The organism is Sphingomonas cavernae (assembly GCF_003590775.1).
GTDB lineage: Bacteria > Pseudomonadota > Alphaproteobacteria > Sphingomonadales > Sphingomonadaceae > Sphingobium_A > Sphingobium_A cavernae.
This window is the reverse complement of sequence record NZ_QYUM01000003.1, coordinates 1,283,355-1,303,235: the sequence shown is the minus strand read 5'-3', so window position 1 is coordinate 1,303,235 and position 19,881 is coordinate 1,283,355. Positions and strand designations below refer to the sequence as shown.

The window sequence follows — 19,881 nt, the reverse complement described above, 5'->3', positions numbered from 1 at the left end:
CATGGTGTCTCCGGAAGCGGGACAACTCCGCCTGCTATTCAGAATTTCGCGATCACGTGGGGCAGGTCCACGGTAGTCCGGATACCGGGCGGCGCCTCGCAGACGGCGGGGATTGCGTTGACCGCGCGGTGTGCCGTCAGCCCCGGGGTGTACGCGGCGTAATCCTCGGGCTTCACCGGGAAGGTGATGTTGACGTCGAGCGGCGTGTCACCCTCCACGCGAATGCGCCAGCCGGACTCGCGCAACTCCCATTCGGGATGCTCGATATCGCGCGAACAATACCAGTTGGCGCGGAAGCGCAGCACCGGTTTTCCGCCGCGGAGCCCGGTGATCGTGATGCGCTGCGCGGCGACGGTACCGGCCTCGATCGTGCCGGCGGCGATTTCCGCCGTGTTCGTCGCAGCCGACATCTCGCCCACCGCGTCCCATTCATCAGCCTCGAGCCCGATGGCGTCGGCGATCTGCGCCATTGATGAAGCAAAGTCATGCTTCACATAATCGACCTTGCGCTGGTCGAACTGCCCCGGGGAGACGCCATAGCCCATGATGTTGAACAGCAGGTCGGGCGAGTTTCGGGTCGACATATCGGCATATTCGTCGATCGTCAGGCACTCATGCCGCCTTGAAAGCGAAAGCAGCGGAATGGCCAGCGCTTCGGTCACGAAGCCGGGACTGGAGCCCGTGCTGTAGATCGAGCTGCCGCCCTCCAGACAGGCTTGCTCGACGCGCGCGCGAACGTCGGGGTCCATCGAGCGCGGATGATGGAAGTCGCCGCGCGTGGTGACGATGTTCTTGCCCGAAGCCAGAAGGCGGCAGACCTCGTCGATATCGGTGCCTTGCCGCATATAGAGGACGCAATCCGCGTCGGTGGCGACCATATCGTCGACCGAATTGGTCGCTTTGATCCCGCAAGGCGCGATACCCGCCAGCTCGCCGGCGTCCTTGCCCGCCTTTTCGGGCGAACTCACCCACAGGCCGACCAGTTCGAGCTGCGGATGCTCGATGACCGTACGCAGCGCCCGCGCGCCGACATTGCCCGTTGCCCACTGGATAACCTTGTAGGTCCTGGCATCCGTCATTGCTTCTCTCTCCGCTGCACTAAACGATCGATAGCAGGCGACGTCAGAACTTCACGCCTGCCTGTACGCCCCAGGTCGCCGGCGCGCTCCACACGTTGCCGATGCCGAAATTATTGTATTGCACCTGTGTCCGGTAGCGGTTGTCGGTCACATTGTCGCCGTACACGGCGAGCGTGAACTTGTCCGATGGATCGGTCCACTGGGCGCGGAGCGCCAGCACTTCATAACCGTCTTCCTTGAACTGGATGCCGGAAGGACCGTGAAAGAAGCTCGACGTGTAGTAGAGGTTGCCCGAGAGCGCGAGCTCGCCCCCGGCGACCTCCGTCTTGTAGCGCATACCAAGATTGCCGGTGAACTCCGGCGTGCGCTGCATCGTAACGTCGCTGAGATCGGTCGGGATGACCAGGAAAGAAATGCCCTGCGCCGCACAGGCCAAAACCGTGCAGCGCGTATAGATCGGCGCATCAGTGAACTGCTTGTAGCGGCCATGGGTGTAGGCAGCGCCGACATTGATGTCGAAATGCTCGTTGAAGCGGTAGCTGATCTGGCCGTCCAGACCGTAGATTTCCGACCGTGCCGCATTGATGATCTGCGCAGACGGGGGATTGCCCCTGAACAGCGAGACCTGCAGGTTATCGTAGTCGTAATAATAGGCAGACACGTCGGCCGACAGATTGCCGTCGGCATATTTGTAGCCGACTTCATAGGATTTGATGTCTTCCGGCTTCACGATATTGCCGGTCGCACCGCCGACATCGAGGATGCCCGCCTTGTAGCCCATGGTGAACGACGCATAGATGCTCGATTCCTCGGTGGGCTTGTAGCGCAGCACGAAACGCGGCGTGACCTTGTCGTCCTTCAGCTTCGGAACGAAGGTTTGCACGCCGGAAAAGGGCGTAATGTAGTAGGGATCGTCGACAACATCATGGCTGTAGCGGGCACCCGCCGTCACGAAGAGCTGCGGCGTGATTTCATAGGTAAGATCGGCAAAGGCGGCATAGGTCTTTGTTGTGGTGCCGGATCCACCGATCGGGATGCTCGCCAGCGGGTTGGTGGGCGTCGGCGTGCCGAGACGGGTGCGCCAGATATCCTTGTTGCTGAAATAGAAGAGGCCGGTGGTCCATTGAAGCGGAGTGCCAGGCTTGGAGGTCAGCAACAGTTCCTGCGAAAATGTCTTGTTCCGAACGGGGATGTGCAGAAGGAAGATCGGCGCTGCCGTGTGATCGAGATCCTCGACGATCAGTGACTCTTCATCGCGATACTGGGTGTAGGACGTGAGATCGCCGAAGCCGAGATCGGCCCGAAGCGTCGCCTGGACGACATCGCCGTTGAACCGGAATTCGCTCGGTCCCGATGTCGCGACTTCATCCGGATCGGTGGCATAGAAGCTGGACGGTAGGTTGGTGCCCGCACCGCCGATATCGTCCCCTACATAGATATTGGTATTCATCAGGGTCGGATCATCATTGTCGGTGTGCTGGTAGCGCAGCAGCAACGAAACGCTGTCGGTGAAGTCCACCTTGAGGCCGGTACGAATGGACCAGTTGCTGAACTCGCCATCGCTGTCGCTGCCGGTCGTAATGTTGTGGACGAAGCCGCCGCCGCGCCGAAACAGGCCTTCCACATCCATCGCGACATTCTCGATGACGCCGCCCGTGGCGTAGCCCTGCACTGTCAGCGTATCGAAGCGGCCATAGCTTACTTCGAATTCGCCATTGGCGTCCGACGTCGGCTCCGCTGTCGTGAGGAGAATCGCGCCGCCCGTGGTGTTGCGGCCGAAGAGCGTGCCCTGCGGCCCCTTCAGCACCTGCACGCTGCGCAGCTTCATAAGCTGGAAATCCGCGGCGAGCGGATTGGGTGAGTAGAAGCCATCCACATAGATGCCGACATTGGCGCCACCGCCCGAGCTCGTGACGGCCGTGCCAACACCGCGGATCGTCGGCTGAACGAACGTAGCCGCGGCGTCGAAACGCAGTGCCGGCGTGACATTGGAAATGTCGGAAAGCGAGGTGGCGCCCGATGTGGTGAGCTGATCGCCGGTGATCGTGGTGATGGCGATCGGCACATCGCGCGAAAGTTCGGAGCGGCGTTGCGCGGTGACGACGATCATGTCGCCTTCATCCTCCGTCGCCGCCGCATCGGCAGACTGTGCGATGGCAGCTTGAGGAAGCAAGGACACCAGTGCGGCAAGGCCGACAAAAGCGGTTGTAGTGCGCAGCCGAATTCTGGTCATTAATGCCTCCCCGTCATTGGGCGCCCGTTGCCGGGCGCTCTCATTGCGGGCGCACCTTAGCCCGCGGACGGCGCGCATCCTTTTTCGATTTTCTTCACTATTCATCGAAAACCGTGATCAATGAACATTGGTCAATGCCCGATCATGCCGGTGTAATCAGCTCGAATCAGGCAATTTCCTACGGACCGAGATAGCCGACCGTGTCCTGCTGCGGATCCGGCGAATCCGCGCGCCAGCGAACCGAACCGAAAGGTCTTTCGAGACGCCGTCGGACTCGCACCTTGCCAGCCTTGCGGTCGAACGAGCGCGCCAGTTCCTGCGCCTGCATGTCGGCCGCTGTGTGCCTGTCGCGCATCCGCAGATAATCGCCCCAGGTCGGACACTGGTAACGTTCCGTCCAGAGCGAAGGGTCCGCGATGTCGCGCGCGAGCGACCAGTTAAATCCGCCGTTGCGCAGTCGTGTTCGCTGGACCTGGAGCATCGCGTCATAAAAGTCGCGCGCCGATGCCGGATCGACATCATAGTCGATTTCGATCACGACCGGACCGGATCGCGGCGTGAGCGCAAGCCCAACCTCCGGCTCATGGAACAGCTCGACCGGCGCGACATCGGCGTGACTGGCCTCGGGCAGCGGCAGGAACATGGACAGCAGTGGCATCGCCAGCAGCGCGACGCCCGATGCAACGATCGCCACGTCAACCGACCAGCTATTGGCGACCATCCCCCACATCCAGGCGCCAAAGGCGATGCCGCCGGTGAGCGCCGATGAAAACAGCGAAAGCGCACGCGCCGTGACCCATCGCGGGGCAGAGAGCTGGACCGAAATATTGAAGAGCGCGATCATGATGATGCTCGCACCGCCGGCCACGAGCAGGCCGAGGCATGTCAGCGGCAGCGAGCGGCTGAACCCCACCAGCATCAGCGCGAGTCCTCCCGCTACCGCCATGAACCCCGTGGTGGCCTGGGTTCCGAAAATCGCGCGAAAATGGTTGACCATCAGCGCGCCGGCGACTGCACCCACCCCGCTGGAACCCAGCAGGATTCCGTAAGTGCTGGCATTGCCGCGCAGCAGGTCCTTGGCGATCAGCGGCGCCAGCGCGGCTGCCGAAGCACTTGCAAGCCCGAACAGGAAAGCCCGCAGAAGCACGGTGCGGATGGGCCCCGAATGGAACGCGTAGCGCGCGCCCGAAACGATCGCGCGGTCGATCCGTTCAGGCGGCAGCCGCGAGGGCACATGTTTGCGCTGCCAGAGGAAGAAGGCGACAAACAGCGGGAGGTAGCACACCGCATTGATGGCGAAGGCCGCTTGTGCGCCCGCGGCGAGCACGATCAGGCCGCCCAGCGCCGGCCCGAAGCTGCGCGCGACATTATAGCTGATCGTGCCCAGGGCCACTGCGGCGGGCAGTTGCTGCGGCTCGACCTGTTCACTGATCGACGCCTGCCATGCCGGCGAATAGAGCGCGACGCCCGCGCCGATCAGCGAACAAAAGGCCAGCAGCACCCAGGGTGAGGTAAGGCCCAGCAAGGCGAGCACCGTCAGGACCGCGGCGCTGACCATTGAAAAGCCAAGGCCGGTCATCGCGATACGCCGGCGGTCGAACATATCGGCAACCGCGCCCGCCGGAACCGCGACCAGCATCAGCGGCAGCATCATCGCGGTCTGGACGAGCGCGACCATGCTGGCGGACGAGGTCAGCCGCGTCATCTCCCACGCCGCGCCCACGCCAAGGATAAGCTGACCGAAATTGGAAAGGACACTGGCAGACCAGATGCGGCGAAAAACCGGCTCTCGGAGCGGTTCGAAAGCACCGCCGTGTCGCGCGCTTTCGCTGCCGCCTCGTGCTGCCATTGCGCGCTCCTTCGATTGCCCCTGCCCTTTCTCCTATCCCCCCTTTCGGCTTGTGGGAAGCCGGGAGACACCTTGCTGCGGGTTCGGATCACATGGACGATTTTCGCCGGAGTTCCGCCCACTGGATGCCACTGGAGCGGCCGCGCGCGCGCGCGCAAGAGCGATCAATCGCCCTCGCGATTGGAGAGGGAGTGGCGTGCGGCTTTGCGCCATGCAATAGCCGGTTGAAAGGGGCCCGTGCGCCCACGTCAAAGCAGGAGATGAGAAGTGGCCGAGGCGTATATCATTGATGTCGTCCGCACCCCCCGCAGCGTGGGCAAGATGGGCAAGGGCGCGCTGTCGCACATGCACCCCCAGCATCTCGCGGCGACCGTGCTGAAGGCGCTCAAGGACCGCAACAATCTGAACACGGCCGACGTCGACGATATTATCTGGGGCACAAGCGCACAGATGGGTCTGCAAGGCGGCGACATGGGCCGCATGGCGGCGCTCGACGCGGGCTATGACGTCAAGGCATCGGGCGTCACGCTCGATCGCTTCTGCGGTAGCGGCCTCACCGCCACCAACCTTGCGGCCGGCCAGATCATGTCGGGGATGGAAGACCTAGTGATCTCGGGCGGCACCGAAATGATGTCCTATGTCACCTGGTATGGCCAGTCGCTGCGCGAAGCCGGCGTCAAGTCAGCCGGCGGCATCGGCACGGGCAATATGCGGCTGCAGGACAAGCACCCGCAATCGAACCAGGGCGTTTGCGCCGACGCGATCGCAGCGATGGAAGGCATCACACGCGAAGAGCTCGACGCCTTCGGCGCAGAAAGCCAGCGCCGCGCAGCCATTGCGCTGCAGGAAGGCCGCTTCGCCAAATCGACCGTGCCGGTCCTCGACGATGACGGCGATGTGATCCTCGATCACGAGGAATATCCGCGGCCCGACACGACTGCGGAGCAACTGGCGCAACTGAAGCCGGCCTTTGCCATGTTTGCGGACATGCCATCGCGACAGGACGGCCCAACCTTTCGCGAACTCATCAATCAGAAATATCCCGAGCTGAAAATCGAGCCCCTCCATCATGCGGGGACGTCCTCGGGCGTCGTCGATGGTGCTGCGGCGATCCTGCTTGCATCTGAAAGCTATGCAAAGACGGCGGGGCTCAAGCCTCGCGCGCGTATCGTCGCCACGGCCAATGTCGGCGACTGCCCCACGCTGATGCTCAATGCGCCCGTACCCGCGGCGAAAAAGGTCCTCGAAAAGGCAGGCCTGACCAAGGACGATATCGACGTCTGGGAGGTCAACGAAGCCTTTGCCGTGGTGACCGAGAAGTTCATCCGCGACATGGATATCGATCGCGAAAGGCTGAACTCCAATGGCGGCGCGATCGCTCTTGGCCATCCGATCGGTGCAACCGGCGCGATCCTGATCGGCACCGCGCTCGACGAACTCGAGCGCACCGGCGGCCGTTACGGCCTGATCACCATGTGCGCGGCGGGCGGGATGGCGCCCGCGATCATCATCGAGCGTGTCTGAATGGCTGTCTGCGCAGCCTTTTGTTTCCCGGTAACGGCGCTATGATGGCCTGCACAGGGGAGCAGATGCACGGGGACATTTTCGAGGATCCGACCGATTTGCGACGCAATGCGTCGATGAAGCTGTCGATCATCGCCAGACAACTGCGGACACACTTCGACCAGAGCGTCGCCCGGCTTGGTGTCACGCGCTCCCAATGGACCGTGATCGCCGTAACGGCACGTCATCCCGGCGTGACGCAACGCACGATCGCAAAAGCACTGGAAATCTCGGAAGCCTCTGCAGGGCGCCTGATCGACCGTCTTTGCGCGGACGGCCTGCTCGAACGCCGGGCGAAGGACGACGATCGCCGCGCCCATGCCGTCTTCCTGACCGAAGCGGGACAGGCGATCACGTCGAGATTAGGCGAGATCGCGCGTGCGAACGAGGACGTCGCCTTCAAGGGCTTCAACGAAGACGATCTGGCGCGCCTCAACGCGCTGCTCGATGCCATTTCGGAGAATGTCGGCAGATCCTGACGAGATGCCGCGAGACTGATGAACCGAACGAAAAAGGGCCGCCAAATCCTTGGCGGCCCTTTCTTTTTCGAGCTTTCGATTTGGTCGGAGCTGTCGCCGTTCCAAATCGTATCGCTGGCTTAGCGCGAGGTCAGATCGCGCTTGGTGAGGCTGGTGCTCAGCTTGCCATTGGCGGCGCTCAGGCTCGCGGCAGGAACGCTCACCATCTTGCCGTTGAGGATGATCTGGGCAGAATCGCCCTGGACCCGGTAGACGGCGGCCAGGCGCTCACCCTTGGGGCCATAGAGCATCTTGCCTTGGAACTCCGCCACGTTGAGCGAAGGCGTCGACTGCTCGGCATCGTCCGCGAGCGCAACCTGCGGAAACGCAGCGGCGACGGCGAGCGACAAGGGAAGCGTGATCTTGAGGAAGGCTTTCATGTGATGACCTCTTGACGAATAAAGGGGCAAAAAATTTTCTAGCATCGTGCTATAAACACTAAGCTAGGTTAGTTATCGGAAAATGTCAAGCTAGCTTAGTATCTTTTTTTGCAAGTGCGAATGCACTGTTCGCAATCGCAGCATAACCGCCCGGACTACCGGGCGGCGCTTCTCGACAGTCGTGGGGGAAGATCGGCGGCTTAGCGCGGCGGCATTCGGATTGCGCCATCAACGCGGATGGTCTGCGCATTCATATAAGTGTTGCGCACCAGCTCGAGCGCGAGGCTGGCAAACTCCTCTGGCTTGCCAAGACGCTTGGGGAATGGAACCGACTTGTTGAGTCCCTCCCACATTGCCGGATTCACGTCCTTGAAGCGCAGCATCGGCGGCGTTGCGAAAATACCGGGCATGATTGAATTGACCCGAATGCCGAGATCCATCAGGTCGCGCGCCATCGGCAATACCAGGCCGTTCACACCCGCCTTCAGCGAACCATAGGCGACCTGACCGACCTGGCCATCCTGCGCGGCTGCGCTCGAAGTGAGGACGATCGTGCCACGTTCGCCGTCTTCAAGGGGCTCAAGTCCAGCCATACCGAGTGCCGCAATCGATGCCATGCGATAACTCGCAACCAGCACACCCTGCGCAGAAATAGCGTAATCCTCGGTGGAGAGGCGCTTGAAGCCGCCGGTTTCCTTGTCCTTGCTGACGGTTTTGCCGCCCTTGGAGACGACGGCGCAATGGATGAGCGCGCGTTCCTGGCCATTGGCCGCGCGCGCCTTTTCAAATCCGGCGAGCGCGCTCTCTTCCGACATGATGTCGACCTTGCAGAACAGCGCACCAATCTCGTCGGCTATCTTCTGGCCATTCTCTTCGTTGATGTCGAAGATCGCGACCTTGACGCCGGCTTCGCGCAACGCCCTGACGGTCGCCAATCCAAGCCCCGACGCGCCGCCAGTAACGACAGCGGAAAGTGAAGAGTCGATTTTCACAACGTTTCTCCCGAGACTGGTTTTGAAAGGGCTATTGGCGGAGACGCGCTGGTTCTCAACCCACGCATTTCTGCACGCCAAGGATATCGCCACGGCGTTGGCGCACCATAGTGCATCGTGCTAGCGATAGCCCAGCATCCCGCCCCATTACGGGGTTGCGGCGCGAGCGCCAGCTTCTAGGTTTCACCCCGATTAGCCGCGCCCGAGGGCGCCAGGGGGATTGAAGGGATATTATGACTCAGGTCATGAAGGGCGTGCGTGTACTCGAAGTGGCGCAATTCACTTTTGTGCCCGCCGCAGGTGCAATCCTTGCGGACTGGGGCGCGGACGTTATCAAGGTCGAGCATCCGGTGCGCGGCGACACGCAGCGCGGGTTCCTCAACATGGGCGGCGTAACGCTTGATCCGCTGCGACACACGCTGTTCGAACATCCCAATCGCGGCAAGCGCAGCATCGGCATCGACGTATCGACCGCCGAGGGCCAGGAAGTGCTGTACGAACTCGCCAGGACCGCCGACGTCTTCCTGACCAACTATCTTCCGCAGGTCCGCCAGAAGAACAAGTTCGACGTCGAGCACATCCGCGCGGTGAACCCGAACATCATCTATGCGCGCGGCAGCGCGCTGGGGAACAAGGGCCCGGAGCGCGAGATTGGCGGTTTCGATGGCACCTGCTTCTGGTCGAGAAGCGGCATCGCACACGCCATGACTCCGGAGGAACTGCCGGGACCGCTCACCCAGGGCATCCCTGCCTTTGGCGACTCGATCGGCGGCATGTTCATCGCGGGCGGCATTTCAGGCGCGCTGCTTCACCGCGAGAAAACGGGTGAAGGCGTCGAGATGGATGTGTCGCTGCTGAGCGCCGCGTGGTGGGCGTCGGGCGCGCTGATCTCGCAGGTGATGGAAACCGACATTCTCATGCGCAACGGCATGCCCACCTCGGGCGGATCGCTGCGCAATCCCTTCATGGGCAATTTCCACACGTCCGATGGCGGCACGATCAACCTGTGCATGGTCAGCCCCACCGGGCTGATCCGGGACACGTTCGAGCATGTCGGCGCGCCCGAGGCGGCCGACGATCCACGCTTCAAGGACGTACCTTCGCTCATCGAAAATGCGGGCGCCGCAAGCGACATCCTCGTCAAGGCGTTCGGATCCAGGCCCTTCGCTTACTGGCGTGAGCACCTGAAGACGCTCAAGGGACAATGGGCGCCGATCCAGAGTCTCAAGGACTTGCTGACTGACCAGCAAGCCGTGACCAACGACATGATCATCGAGGTCGAGGGTGCAGATGGCGGCAAGCCGCTTCGCCTCGTGCGCGGGCCCGTCCAGTTCGACGGCCAGCCACTGGAGACGACGCGTTCGCCCCAGGCATCCGAGCATACTGAATTGATCCTCATGGAACTGGGCCTTGAGTGGGACCGGATCGAGGAACTAAAGGCCAAGGGCGCCATCGCCTGATTGGCTGGAAGGAAGCAAAGAATGAAACCCGGATCGAAATTGAAGAGCGCCGTCTGCGACACCGAGGTCATGGTGATCCGCTGCGGCGAAGGCACGATCGAGTGCGGCGGTGCGCCGATGGGCGATGCAAAGCCGGAAACACCGGACACACTCAGCCCCGATCACTCGGGCGGCACGCTGATGGGCAAGCGCTATGTCGATGCCAATGGCACGTTCGAGTTGCTGTGCGTGAAGCCTGGCAAGGGTTCGCTCGCGGTCAGCGGCGTCGCGCTCAGCATCAAGGACGCCAAGCCGCTTCCGGCGTCGGACTGACACAGCCACGATGAACATCGCCCTGTTTCTTGAAATGGCGGCCGATGCCGCCCCCGACCGCATTGGCCTGGTGTGCGACGGCAAACGCTGGAGCTATGCCGAATTGCTTGCCGGCGCCCGCGGCGCCGCGAAGCTTATCCGCGAGAGCGGCTGCGAACATGTCGCCCTGCTGGATGAGAGCAGCGAGGCAGCGGTCATGGCGCTGTTCGGCGCCGCGCTGGCCGGAGTGCCCTATGTTCCGCTGAACTATCGTTTGGCCGACGCAGACCTGTCCGCGCTGCTCGCGCGCATTACGCCGGCGGTTATCATCGGCGATACGGAACGCGTGAAGCGGCTTTGTCCGTCGGAGGCCAATCGCGTCCTGTCCCGTAGCGCGTTCGTCACGGCCGCCATCGCATCCGGCACGGCTGCGCCGACCGAAGGCGATGAAGGCGAAGGCATTGCGATCCAGCTTTTCACCAGCGGGACGACGGCTGCGCCCAAGGCAGCCATCCTTCGGCACGCCAATCTCGTGTCCTATATTCTGGGAACCGTGGAGTTCGCCTCGGCACCCGAAGAGGACGCCGCGCTCGTCAGCGTGCCGCCCTATCATATTGCTGGAATAGCGGCGCTGCTCAGTTCCATCTACGCCCAGCGCCGCATCCTGATGCTTCCGGCCTTCGATCCTGCGGCTTGGCTCGATCTCGCGGCCGCCGAGCGGGCAAGCAACGCCTTCGTCGTGCCGACCATGCTCTCGCGCATCATCGAAGCGATGGACAAACGGGCCGCACCAGACGTTTCTTCGCTCCGCTCGGTAGCCTATGGTGGTGGCAAGATGCCGCTGGAACTGATCCACCGCGCGCTCGACCTGTTCCCGGAAACCGGCTTTACCAACGCCTATGGCCTGACCGAGACAAGCTCGACCATCGCGCTGCTTGGGCCCGATGAGCACCGCGCTGCACATGCTTCCGATGACGAAGCGGTGCGCGCCCGGCTCGCATCGGTCGGCAAACCGCTTCCTACGGTCGAAATCGAGATTCGCGACGAGGACGGCAAGCCGCTTCCTCCAGGTGAACGCGGCGAAATCTACGTGCGCGGCGAACAGGTGTCGGGCGAATATAAGGAACGCAGCGCGCTCGACGCCGACGGCTGGTTCCCGACACGCGATGCGGGCTGGATCGACGAGGAAGGCTATCTCTTCCTGTCGGGCCGCGCGGACGATGTTATCGTGCGTGGCGGTGAGAACATCTCCCCCGGCGAGATCGAAGATGTGCTGCTGACCCACCCGGCGATCGCCGATGTCGCTGCGGTCGCTATTCCCTCGCTCGAATGGGGGGAGGCCGTGGGCATCACGATCGTCGTGCGCGAAGGCCACGGTCAGCCCGCCGAAGCGGAGCTAAAGGAACTCGTCCGCGCCCGCCTGCGCTCCTCTCGCGTGCCCGAAAAGATACTGTTTGCCGATACGCTGCCCTATAACGAAATGGGCAAGCTGTTGCGGCGCGAGATCAAGAAGCTGTTTGCAGGGTGAAGTGACAACCGCGCCCGCCATTCCGCTTTCCGGCTCGGCGGACGCGCAGTTGGCGGCCATGGCAACACTGACCGGGTCGCAGGAAATCGCGGCGCTTTCAGGTGCGACATTGCTTGGCGAACGCGCAGCACTCAACGACTTTGTCGTGCCGGGACGCGTTTCGGCGGGCGGGGGCTGCCGACTGCTCGACACGCGCGATGGTCATGTCGCGCTCAGCCTCGCCCGACCGGAGGACCGGGCGCTTCTGCCCGCACTGTTCGGCGACGCCACGACCAGTCCCAACGACGATGAAGAGCTTGCGCTGCGACTGTCGCGGGAATATGCGGCGGAAATCGTGAAACGCGGGCGCGAGCTCGGGCTCGCCATTGCCAATCTTGATGAGCAGCCGGTCGGCCCTGCCTGTAGGATGAGCGACGATGGGCCGGCCGCAACACCCTCCCCTCGCCAGCCCCTGGTCATCGATCTGTCTGCGCTCTGGGCGGGACCGCTGGCCGCGCATCTGCTGGGACTGGCGGGCGCCGAGGTGGTGAAGATTGAAAGCAGCAATCGGCAAGACACGATGCGGCAGGGCGATCCGGCGCTTTTTGCACGACTGAACCAGCACAAGGCCAATGTGGCGATCGACCTGCGCGAACAGGACCAGCGCGACGCGCTGATTGCGCTGATACGCCGCGCGGACATCGTCATTGAGGCAGCCCGCCCGCGCGCACTGCTTCAGCTCGGCATCGATGCGAACCAACTGGTGCGCGAGGTGCCGGGGCTCGTCTGGGTGACAATCACAGGCCACGGCATTGCGGGTGACGCAGTCAACTGGACGGGCTTTGGCGACGATTGCAGCGTTGCAGGCGGCCTCAGCGCGGCATTGCTTGCCGCTAGCGGCACGGTCGGCTTTGCGGGTGATGCCTGCGCTGATCCGCTCACCGGAATTTATGCCGCGCGCAGGGCTCTCGAACAGCGCAAGCGTGGCACGGGCGCGCGGCTCGTGGTTTCCATGAGCGGCGTCGTGGCTCAAGCCTTGGCAGCCGAGCGTGAGCGCGACGAGGTTGCCCTCGCAAAATCGCTGCAAAACTGGGCGGATGCGCGCGGGCGCCCCTTCCCTGAAGTCGAATTGCGCCCGGCAGGGAGGGTGGCCGAGCTCGGCCAGGACAATGCCACATGGCTTGAGGCCTGCTGGTCATGCTGATCCGCAACGCCGAGATCTGGCGAAAGGCGCGCGCCGATGTTCGGATCATCGCCGGAACCATTGCCGCCATCGGCTCGCTTGCGCCGTTCGAGGGTGAGGATGTGCTCGACGCGAACGGCGGCGCGCTGCTGCCCGGGCTTCACGATCACCACCTCCATCTCGCCGCGCATGCGGTGGCCCGCTCATCGGTCCGCTGCGGTCCGCCCGAGGTGAAGGATGCAACAGGGCTGGCCGACGCGCTTTCGCCGCCCGGCGACGGTTGGCTGCGCGGCATCGGCTATCACGAAAGCGTGGCGGGCATGCCTGATGCCGCGTTTCTGGACCGATTGGCGCCGCACCGCCCGATACGCATCCAGCATCGTTCGGGCCGGATGTGGTTCTTCAACAGCATGGCGCTGGCGCTTCTGCTGGAGCGCTCCGCCCCTCCACCCGGCCTTGAGCGAGAGGCGGGCCGCTGGACGGGACGCCTGTTCGACGAAGACCGCTGGCTGCGCGATACGCTTGCAAGCGCCCCACCCGCCTTCGCTTCGGTCAGCGCCGAGATGGCAGTGATGGGGGTGACGGGGCTGACCGATATGTCGCCCGCCAACGATCCGGCCATGGCCGCGCATTTTGCCGGTGAGCAAGCCGCGGGAAATCTGCTTCAGCACACCGTGCTGGCCGGAACGCTGGCGCTCGCCGAGGGACGATTCGACGATAGGTTGCGCCTTGGCCCGGCCAAGCTCCACCTCCACGAAGCCGCGCTGCCCGACCTTGACCAAACCATCCTGTTCCTGCGCGCCGCGCACGAACAGGAAAGGCCCGTGGCCATTCACTGCACCACCGAAACCGAACTCGTCTTTGCACTGGCCGCGCTGGAGTCGGCGGGGCCGGTCAGGGGAGACCGGATCGAACATGCCGGTATCGCGCCCGACCATCTGGTAACCGAGATGGCGCGGATGGGGTTGCAGGCAGTCAGCCAGCCGCATTTCATTGCCGAACGCGGCGATCAATATTTGCGCGACGTCGACACGCGCGACCAGGCCTTCCTCTACCGTCTCGCCGCATTCCGCCGCGCCGGAGTCGTGCTGGCGGCGGGCAGCGACGCGCCGTTCAGTTCGTGCGATCCCTGGGCGGCAATGCGTGCGGCAGTATCTCGCCAGACAGCCGCTGGCGTGGTCATGAGCGCGGATGAGGCGCTGGGCCCGGACGAGGCGCTTGCGCTGTATCTTGCCGATCCGCTCGACCTCGCGAAAGAGCGCCGCATCGAACCCGGCGCGCCTGCCGATCTGTGCCTGCTCGACCGGCCCTGGGAGCAGGCGCGGTCACGGCTGCAGGCAAGCGACGTGCGCATCACAGTTGTGGGCGGTTCAATCGTCCACGATCGCGTCAATCAGCCCCCAGTCTAACGCTGTCTCCGCCCCGATCCTTTTCCCAGACAGGATCATCAGCCCCGCCCTTTGGCGTCCGATCCGCCGCGACACGGATACGCAACCGCCAGCGCCCGGAAGCAGCCCCATGGCCAATTCGGGCAAACGAAACCATGCGCGCGGGCTCGCAGTGATTCGCCGCGCGAACGCCGCCATTTCCAGCCCGGAACCGACGCACGCCCTCTGTATATGGGCCTCAAGCTTTTCCGCACACCGCGCGATGGCGTGCGCGGGCAGCGTCTGCATGCGGATCGCGTGCGCCGTGGCCGGGTCGCGCGTCGTCCCGAACTCGCCAAGATCCGCGCCCACCGAAAACGCCTTGCCCACGCCACGAAATATGACTCGGCCGATATCAGCGTCGAGCGCAGCAAGCTCGAACGCTTCACGCAGGCTATCACGCATTCCCCGGTCTATCGCATTGCGCGCTGCAGGCCGCTTCAGGCAGATGTCGAGCACGCCATCCCTTCTTTCAAGCAACACCATGCCCGGCGGCATCGGCGGGGTAGTCACGCAGGAGGCCAACCAGGCCGCGTGCCCATCGCTGCCCTGCAAAAGACCATAGGCCATCGATTCCAGCACCAGCGATGGTTCGACATCGAGGTCGTCGATCAAGCGCAGCAGTTGCACCAGAACCGCCGACGCCGCGGGCTGTTCACAAATATTCCGGATCAGCGATTCCGGCGTGATCGGCGGTTCGACAATTGCGTCCAGTTGCGCCGCCAGTGGATGGGCGCGATCGCCTATGCCAATGAGCGGGAATGAAGGAAGCACCAACGGTCCGACATCCTCAACCGCCGCATCGAGGTGGATCACGCCTACCGGCATGATTTCACCCACCCATGGCAGTTCAAGCATGCGCGGATCGATCAGGAACTCGGATATCGTCACGTGGCGAGCTTAAAGTGCCGCGCCCCAACCGCATATCGCCAAGTGAAAAAGCATCGTGGCGGCGTTGCACAGCGCTGTGGCCTCGCAACCAGTGCCGCGTCAGTATCTGGCCAAAAGGAGTATCCAGTGGCCAGCCTTCAGGAACTAGCCGTCATCGCATTGCGCCGCGAGCCGGCACTTCAGGCGATCGAATTCGAGCATCGCTGGCATAGCTGGGGAGATGTCCGGCGCGTGGCTGAGGCCGTGCAGACGGCGCTCGGCGCCAGTGGCATCGGCGGCCAGGCGCCAGTCGCCTTCGTGCCCCGCAACCGGCCTGCTTCGATCGCCGCGTTGCTCGGCCTGATCGCTCAGGGACGAACGATCCGAATGATTTATGCCTTCCAGTCGCCCGCCGGCATTGCCCGCGACATTGAACGGCTCCAGCCTGCCGCCGTTGTTGCCGACAGAGAGGATTTCGCGCCGGAGGTTCAAGAGGTGCTGGGCAAGGAAGGCCTGGCCGCCATAGCCCTCAACGGGATGCAGGCAGCGCCGCTGACCGGCTTTGAACAGGCGCGTATTGGAGGGCAGCGCACCGGCCCCGCGGAGCCGCAGATCGAAATTCTCACCAGCGGCACCACTGGCCCGCCCAAGCAGTTCGCGATCTCCTACCGGCTGCTTGAACAGCATTTTCTCGCGAGCCCGCTGGCGAAAACGCAGGGCGACAATTCCGAATCTTCACCCCCTTTCCTGCTCTTCTTCCCGCTCGGCAACATCTCGGGCATCTACTCCACCCTGCCCATGATGATCCGCGGCCAGCGTGTGGTGTTACTGGAACGCTTCACGATCGAGGGCTGGCACGATCATGTCGTCCGCTATCGGCCCGCCCATTCCGGCCTTCCCCCTTCATGCGTCCAGTTGGTGCTGGATGCGAATATCCCAAAAGAAGACCTCGTCTCGATCAGGGCGCTCGGAGTCGGGGCCGCCCCGCTCGACCCGACGGCGCAGAAGGCCTTTGAGGACCGTTACGGCATTCCCGTTCTGCTGTCCTACGGCGCAACCGAGTTCGCCGGCCCCGTGGCGGCAATGACGCCGGAACTGCATAGGGAATGGGGTCGCACAAAGCTGGGTACGGTGGGACGCGCCATGCCGGGTGCACAACTGCGCGTCGTCGATCCGGACACCGGCGAGGTTCTGGCGCCCGGAGCCGAAGGTCTGCTCGAGGTCGTCTCGCCGCGAATCGGGCCGGAGTGGATCCGGACGTCAGACATTGCGCTGATCGACGAGGACGGCTTCCTCTTTCACCGTGGCCGGGCGGACGGAGCCATCATGCGCGGCGGTTTCAAGATTCTGCCCGAGTCGGTCGAGTGCGCCTTGATGCTGCACCCCAGCATCTCGGAGGCTGCTGTGACAGGCATTTCTGATCACCGGCTGGGTCAGGTTCCAGCAGCCGCCATTCGCCTCAAACCAGGCGCCTCGGCACCCCGTATTGAGGACCTGGAAGGGCACCTGCGGAAGCACCTTCTTGCCACCCATATCCCCGTTAAATGGTTGTTTTGTGAGGATCTGCCCCGCACGCCTTCGCTCAAGGCGGATCGCCCGGCGCTACAGCGCCTTTTCGATTCCAGTTGAGGGGGCCTGACTGTTGCTATGCGACAGCCAAGATCATAAAACCGAGAGCACCTCATTTTTTGTTGACAGGCACCCCCTCTCTAGTGAACAACCCTGTTCATAAAGAGAAGGAGAGGAAGATGGGCCTGGTCGAGTCCAACAAGGCAAAGATTGCCAAGCGGGTCATTGAGGTGCTCGAGTTTTTTGACGACGAGCATCCGCAGGCGACGGTGATGGACATCGTGCGTCGCTTCGATCGGCCCCAGTCGAGCACATCGGAACTTTTATCCAGCCTGGTGGACCTCGGTCTGCTCTACAAGGATCCGTGCTCGCGCTCCTATTCGCCCACGCCGCGCGCGGCGATGCTGGGCTGCTCAACTCAGCCTGGCATGATCCGTGACGGTCGGCTGACGGGCCTGATCGACCGGCTATCCGCCCAGACGGGCCTTGGCGTCGCCGTGTTCGGCATGGTCGGGCTGAAGACGCAGATCTATAGCTGGCGCGCCGGCACCCGCACCGTTCGCACATCCGGTTCCGCAGGATTTTGCGGCGGCCAGCAGGAACATCTTTCTGACTGCGCGGCCGGCTGGCTGTTGCTGTCGACCGTGGCCCAGCCGCGCCGCGACGGCATGATCCGGCGCCTCAACGCCGAAGCTTCACCCGAACGGAAGTTCGCATTCGCCGACATGGCGGCGTGCGTCCAGCAATGTCGGGAAGTTGGGCATGCAAGCGGCGTTGCAGGCTTCGGATCGATCGCGGACGCGACGGCCATCCTGCTCCCCGGCCTGCCCGAGAACCAGCCCCTGGCCGTAGGCTTTGTCTACGAGCCGTCCGAGCAGATTGACCCATCGACGCTGCTGCGAAGCCTGACCGACGCGGTTGCCCGGTGTGTTGACGAACAAAACGCCGCACCCGCCAGCGTACAGCCGCTCTTCCATGCAGCCCGGCATCCCCAGTTGGAGAAGAAGCATGGCTGATAACGACGCCAAGGAAATGGCCAGCAACGCGCGCAAATACTGGTCGGCGGAAGGTTATACCGAAGGCGGCGTGATCCGCGAAGTCGACTATGCCTCGCAATCGGGTGGCCTGAACCCGATGTTCGAGGGCATCAAGATCGTCGATACCGACACGCACATCACCGAGGCGCCCGACCTCTTCACGTCGCGCGCGCCGGCAAAGTTCAAGGACAAGGTGCCCTATGTGAAGCTCGACACCGACGGTGTCGAACGCTGGTATGTCGGTGATCGCAATTTCGGCTCGATGGGCGGAAACGTCATCCGCAAGGATAACAACAAGCTGCTGGGCCGGCTCGCCTTCCCCAAGCTCGAACAGGCGCACCCGGGTGGACACCGCATCAAGGAGCGGCTGCAGGCGATGGACGACATGGGCGTCTATGCCCAGATCGGCTTCCAGAATTCGGGCGTCACTCAGGCCGGTTCGCTGATGTCGCTCGGCGATCCCGAACTCGCGCTCGCCATCGTGCAGATGTACAACGATGCCTCGGCCGAATATCAGCAGGTGTCCGGCCAGCGCATCTTCAACATGGCGCACCTTCCGTTTTGGGATCAGAAGGAGCTCGAAAAGGAAGCGCGGCGCTGCATCGACATGGGCCTCAAAGGCTTCGTCCTTCCCGACACGCCCGAGCGCGTCGGCGTGCCCAGCTTCATGCACGATTACTGGACCCCGTTCCTCGAGATGTGCGAAGCTTCGGGCACGCCGCTAAACTTCCACCTCAACGCGGCGATCGATCCCAACACGCTGACCTGGGAAGGCTTCGGCTTCGAGCAGACGCTGTCGGTGGTCGCGACGATGTTCTCGATCGGCAACGCGGCGACGCTCGGCAACTGGATGGTATCGGGCCGTCTCGACCGCCATCCCAAGCTCAAGATCGGGCTCATCGAAAGCGGCGCGGGCTGGGTGCCTTTCGCGCTCGAAGCGCTGGAACACCAGTTCAACGAGATGCTGCCGATCAAGAAGGGTCTGCTCCACAAGCGGCCGTTCGAATATTTCGCCGACCATTTCTGGGTCACCTTCTGGTTCGAGAAGATCGCGCCCAAGCAGCTCCTCGAGACCATCGGCGTCGACAAGGTGATGTTCGAAACCGACTTCCCGCACCCGACCTCGCTCTATCCGGGCGTGCAGGAGCATCTGGTGGACGTGCTCGGCGGCTATGACCGGACGATCCAGAAGAAGGTCCTGCAGGACAACGCGGTAAAGCTCTACAACCTGCCCATCTGAGGGCGAGCGGACCTTGTACGTGGGGTCGCAGGATGCCACAGGATGACTACCGGATAAGAGACCTGCCTTCGCTCGAGCGCGTCATCGGGGAACCGATGGAGTTCGTCAGGGCGAAGGTGGGTCCCCAACTGAACAGCGCGATGAAGTCATTCATCGCGCGTTCTCCCCTTATTTTTATCGCCACGATCGACGCCAACGGGCATGTCGACGTCTCGCCAAAGGGTGATCCCGAAGGCTTTGTCGAGATCGATGGGGACGGCAACCTCCTCATCCCCGAACGCCTCGGCAACCGGCTGACCTTCGGCTTCAGGAACATTCTGGACAATGGCCAGATCGGGCTGATCTTCGTCGTCCCCAACCAGCGCGAAACGCTTCGCGTGAAGGGCGTGGCGACGCTCCACAACGATCCGGCGGTGCTCGAACGGATGCAGGTCGGTGGAAAGCCCGCGCTTCTCTACACCTATGTTGAAGTGAAGGAATGCTTCTTCCACTGCGGCAAAGCGTTGATCCGGTCGAAGCTGTGGCAACCCGAGGCGTGGAGCGGTGAAACCCGCTCGATCGCCGCTCGCCAATTCGCGTCGCAGCGTGTTCCCGACGAGGAAGCTGTCCGCAGGACCGAGGCAGCGCTGGAGCATTCCTACAAGGACGCGCTGTATTAGGCCAAGTTCTGCGATGGCCCTGCC

17 protein-coding genes are annotated in these 19,881 nt (G+C 63.1%); 11 read left to right on the top strand and 6 right to left on the bottom strand.

The window, feature by feature from the left end; all coding sequences use genetic code 11:
- Window positions 1–38: 38 nt before the first annotated feature.
- From D3876_RS13905 to D3876_RS13895, 3 genes are all read right to left on the bottom strand, one after another.
- Window positions 39–1,079, bottom strand: a complete 1,041-nt coding sequence (locus tag D3876_RS13905) for an NAD(P)H-dependent amine dehydrogenase family protein (protein ID WP_119763095.1) — start codon at window positions 1,077–1,079, stop codon at window positions 39–41.
- Between the two features lie 43 nt (window positions 1,080–1,122).
- Complete coding sequence (locus D3876_RS13900; protein ID WP_119763093.1) at window positions 1,123–3,312, bottom strand: TonB-dependent receptor; 2,190 nt, start codon at window positions 3,310–3,312, stop codon at window positions 1,123–1,125.
- A 178-nt stretch (window positions 3,313–3,490) separates the two neighbouring features.
- Complete coding sequence (locus tag D3876_RS13895; RefSeq protein WP_119763091.1) at window positions 3,491–5,161, bottom strand: MFS transporter; 1,671 nt, start codon at window positions 5,159–5,161, stop codon at window positions 3,491–3,493.
- Window positions 5,162–5,428: 267 nt separating this feature from the next.
- Here D3876_RS13895 and D3876_RS13890 point away from each other — a divergent pair, with 267 nt between their 5' ends.
- Entirely contained in the window at window positions 5,429–6,685 is a 1,257-nt protein-coding gene (locus tag D3876_RS13890) for an acetyl-CoA C-acetyltransferase (RefSeq protein ID WP_119763089.1), read from the top strand.
- A gap of 65 nt (window positions 6,686–6,750) precedes the next feature.
- A complete protein-coding gene (locus tag D3876_RS13885) occupies window positions 6,751–7,203 on the top strand; it encodes a MarR family winged helix-turn-helix transcriptional regulator (RefSeq protein ID WP_119763087.1) in 453 nt (150 codons plus the stop codon).
- A gap of 119 nt (window positions 7,204–7,322) precedes the next feature.
- On the opposite strand, the gene D3876_RS13880 is transcribed toward D3876_RS13885, so the two are convergent.
- Window positions 7,323–7,622, bottom strand: coding sequence for a hypothetical protein (locus D3876_RS13880; RefSeq protein ID WP_119763085.1), 300 nt, complete (start codon window positions 7,620–7,622; stop codon window positions 7,323–7,325).
- A gap of 200 nt (window positions 7,623–7,822) precedes the next feature.
- On the bottom strand, window positions 7,823–8,614 hold the full coding sequence (locus D3876_RS13875) for an SDR family oxidoreductase (protein ID WP_119763083.1): 792 nt from the start codon (window positions 8,612–8,614) through the stop codon (window positions 7,823–7,825).
- A gap of 233 nt (window positions 8,615–8,847) precedes the next feature.
- Between D3876_RS13875 and D3876_RS13870 the strand changes: the two genes are divergently transcribed.
- The 5 genes from D3876_RS13870 to D3876_RS13850 are packed head-to-tail and all read left to right on the top strand — an operon-like array spanning window position 8,848 to window position 14,464.
- Window positions 8,848–10,074: a CaiB/BaiF CoA transferase family protein gene (locus tag D3876_RS13870; RefSeq protein WP_119763080.1), complete on the top strand. Its 1,227-nt coding sequence runs from the start codon at window positions 8,848–8,850 to the stop codon at window positions 10,072–10,074.
- A 21-nt stretch (window positions 10,075–10,095) separates the two neighbouring features.
- Window positions 10,096–10,386, top strand: a complete 291-nt coding sequence (locus tag D3876_RS13865; protein ID WP_119763078.1) for a hypothetical protein — start codon at window positions 10,096–10,098, stop codon at window positions 10,384–10,386.
- A gap of 10 nt (window positions 10,387–10,396) precedes the next feature.
- Entirely contained in the window at window positions 10,397–11,893 is a 1,497-nt protein-coding gene (locus D3876_RS13860) for a class I adenylate-forming enzyme family protein (protein ID WP_119763076.1), read from the top strand.
- 1 nt (window position 11,894) lies between these two features.
- The gene (locus tag D3876_RS13855; protein ID WP_238475371.1) at window positions 11,895–13,076 is read left to right on the top strand and encodes a CoA transferase; all 1,182 of its coding nucleotides are present in this window, start codon (window positions 11,895–11,897) and stop codon (window positions 13,074–13,076) included.
- Window positions 13,070–14,464 carry an amidohydrolase family protein gene (locus D3876_RS13850; protein WP_119763074.1) on the top strand — a complete coding sequence of 465 codons (1,395 nt, stop codon included), beginning with the start codon at window positions 13,070–13,072 and terminating at the stop codon, window positions 14,462–14,464. The genes D3876_RS13855 and D3876_RS13850 overlap by 7 nt, the downstream gene beginning before the upstream one ends.
- Here the strand turns inward: D3876_RS13850 and D3876_RS13845 are convergent.
- Window positions 14,426–15,373: an enoyl-CoA hydratase/isomerase family protein gene (locus D3876_RS13845; protein ID WP_238475370.1), complete on the bottom strand. Its 948-nt coding sequence runs from the start codon at window positions 15,371–15,373 to the stop codon at window positions 14,426–14,428. The two genes, D3876_RS13850 and D3876_RS13845, sit on opposite strands and share 39 nt — an antisense overlap.
- 126 nt (window positions 15,374–15,499) lie before the next feature.
- Between D3876_RS13845 and D3876_RS13840 the strand changes: the two genes are divergently transcribed.
- From D3876_RS13840 to D3876_RS13825, 4 genes are all read left to right on the top strand, one after another.
- Complete coding sequence (locus D3876_RS13840) at window positions 15,500–16,981, top strand: class I adenylate-forming enzyme family protein (RefSeq protein WP_238475369.1); 1,482 nt, start codon at window positions 15,500–15,502, stop codon at window positions 16,979–16,981.
- 119 nt (window positions 16,982–17,100) lie between these two features.
- A complete protein-coding gene (locus tag D3876_RS13835) occupies window positions 17,101–17,937 on the top strand; it encodes a helix-turn-helix domain-containing protein (protein ID WP_119763071.1) in 837 nt (278 codons plus the stop codon).
- The gene (locus D3876_RS13830; protein WP_119763069.1) at window positions 17,930–19,198 is read left to right on the top strand and encodes an amidohydrolase family protein; all 1,269 of its coding nucleotides are present in this window, start codon (window positions 17,930–17,932) and stop codon (window positions 19,196–19,198) included. The genes D3876_RS13835 and D3876_RS13830 overlap by 8 nt, the downstream gene beginning before the upstream one ends.
- Before the next feature lie 32 nt (window positions 19,199–19,230).
- A complete protein-coding gene (locus D3876_RS13825) occupies window positions 19,231–19,857 on the top strand; it encodes an MSMEG_1061 family FMN-dependent PPOX-type flavoprotein (RefSeq protein ID WP_119763067.1) in 627 nt (208 codons plus the stop codon).
- Window positions 19,858–19,881 lie beyond the last annotated feature (24 nt).

Bases quoted from the DNA above. Each gene is read 5' to 3' on its own strand.
- D3876_RS13905 (WP_119763095.1), bottom strand. From the start codon at position 1,079: ATGACGGATGCCAGGACCTACAAGGTTATCCAGTGGGCAACGGGCAAT.
- D3876_RS13900 (WP_119763093.1), bottom strand. From the start codon at position 3,312: ATGACCAGAATTCGGCTGCGCACTACAACCGCTTTTGTCGGCCTTGCC.
- D3876_RS13895 (WP_119763091.1), bottom strand. From the start codon at position 5,161: ATGGCAGCACGAGGCGGCAGCGAAAGCGCGCGACACGGCGGTGCTTTC.
- D3876_RS13885 (WP_119763087.1), top strand. From the start codon at position 6,751: ATGCACGGGGACATTTTCGAGGATCCGACCGATTTGCGACGCAATGCG.
- D3876_RS13880 (WP_119763085.1), bottom strand. From the start codon at position 7,622: ATGAAAGCCTTCCTCAAGATCACGCTTCCCTTGTCGCTCGCCGTCGCC.
- D3876_RS13870 (WP_119763080.1), top strand. From the start codon at position 8,848: ATGACTCAGGTCATGAAGGGCGTGCGTGTACTCGAAGTGGCGCAATTC.
- D3876_RS13865 (WP_119763078.1), top strand. From the start codon at position 10,096: ATGAAACCCGGATCGAAATTGAAGAGCGCCGTCTGCGACACCGAGGTC.
- D3876_RS13860 (WP_119763076.1), top strand. From the start codon at position 10,397: ATGAACATCGCCCTGTTTCTTGAAATGGCGGCCGATGCCGCCCCCGAC.
- D3876_RS13850 (WP_119763074.1), top strand. From the start codon at position 13,070: ATGCTGATCCGCAACGCCGAGATCTGGCGAAAGGCGCGCGCCGATGTT.
- D3876_RS13835 (WP_119763071.1), top strand. From the start codon at position 17,101: ATGGGCCTGGTCGAGTCCAACAAGGCAAAGATTGCCAAGCGGGTCATT.
- D3876_RS13830 (WP_119763069.1), top strand. From the start codon at position 17,930: ATGGCTGATAACGACGCCAAGGAAATGGCCAGCAACGCGCGCAAATAC.
- D3876_RS13825 (WP_119763067.1), top strand. From the start codon at position 19,231: ATGCCACAGGATGACTACCGGATAAGAGACCTGCCTTCGCTCGAGCGC.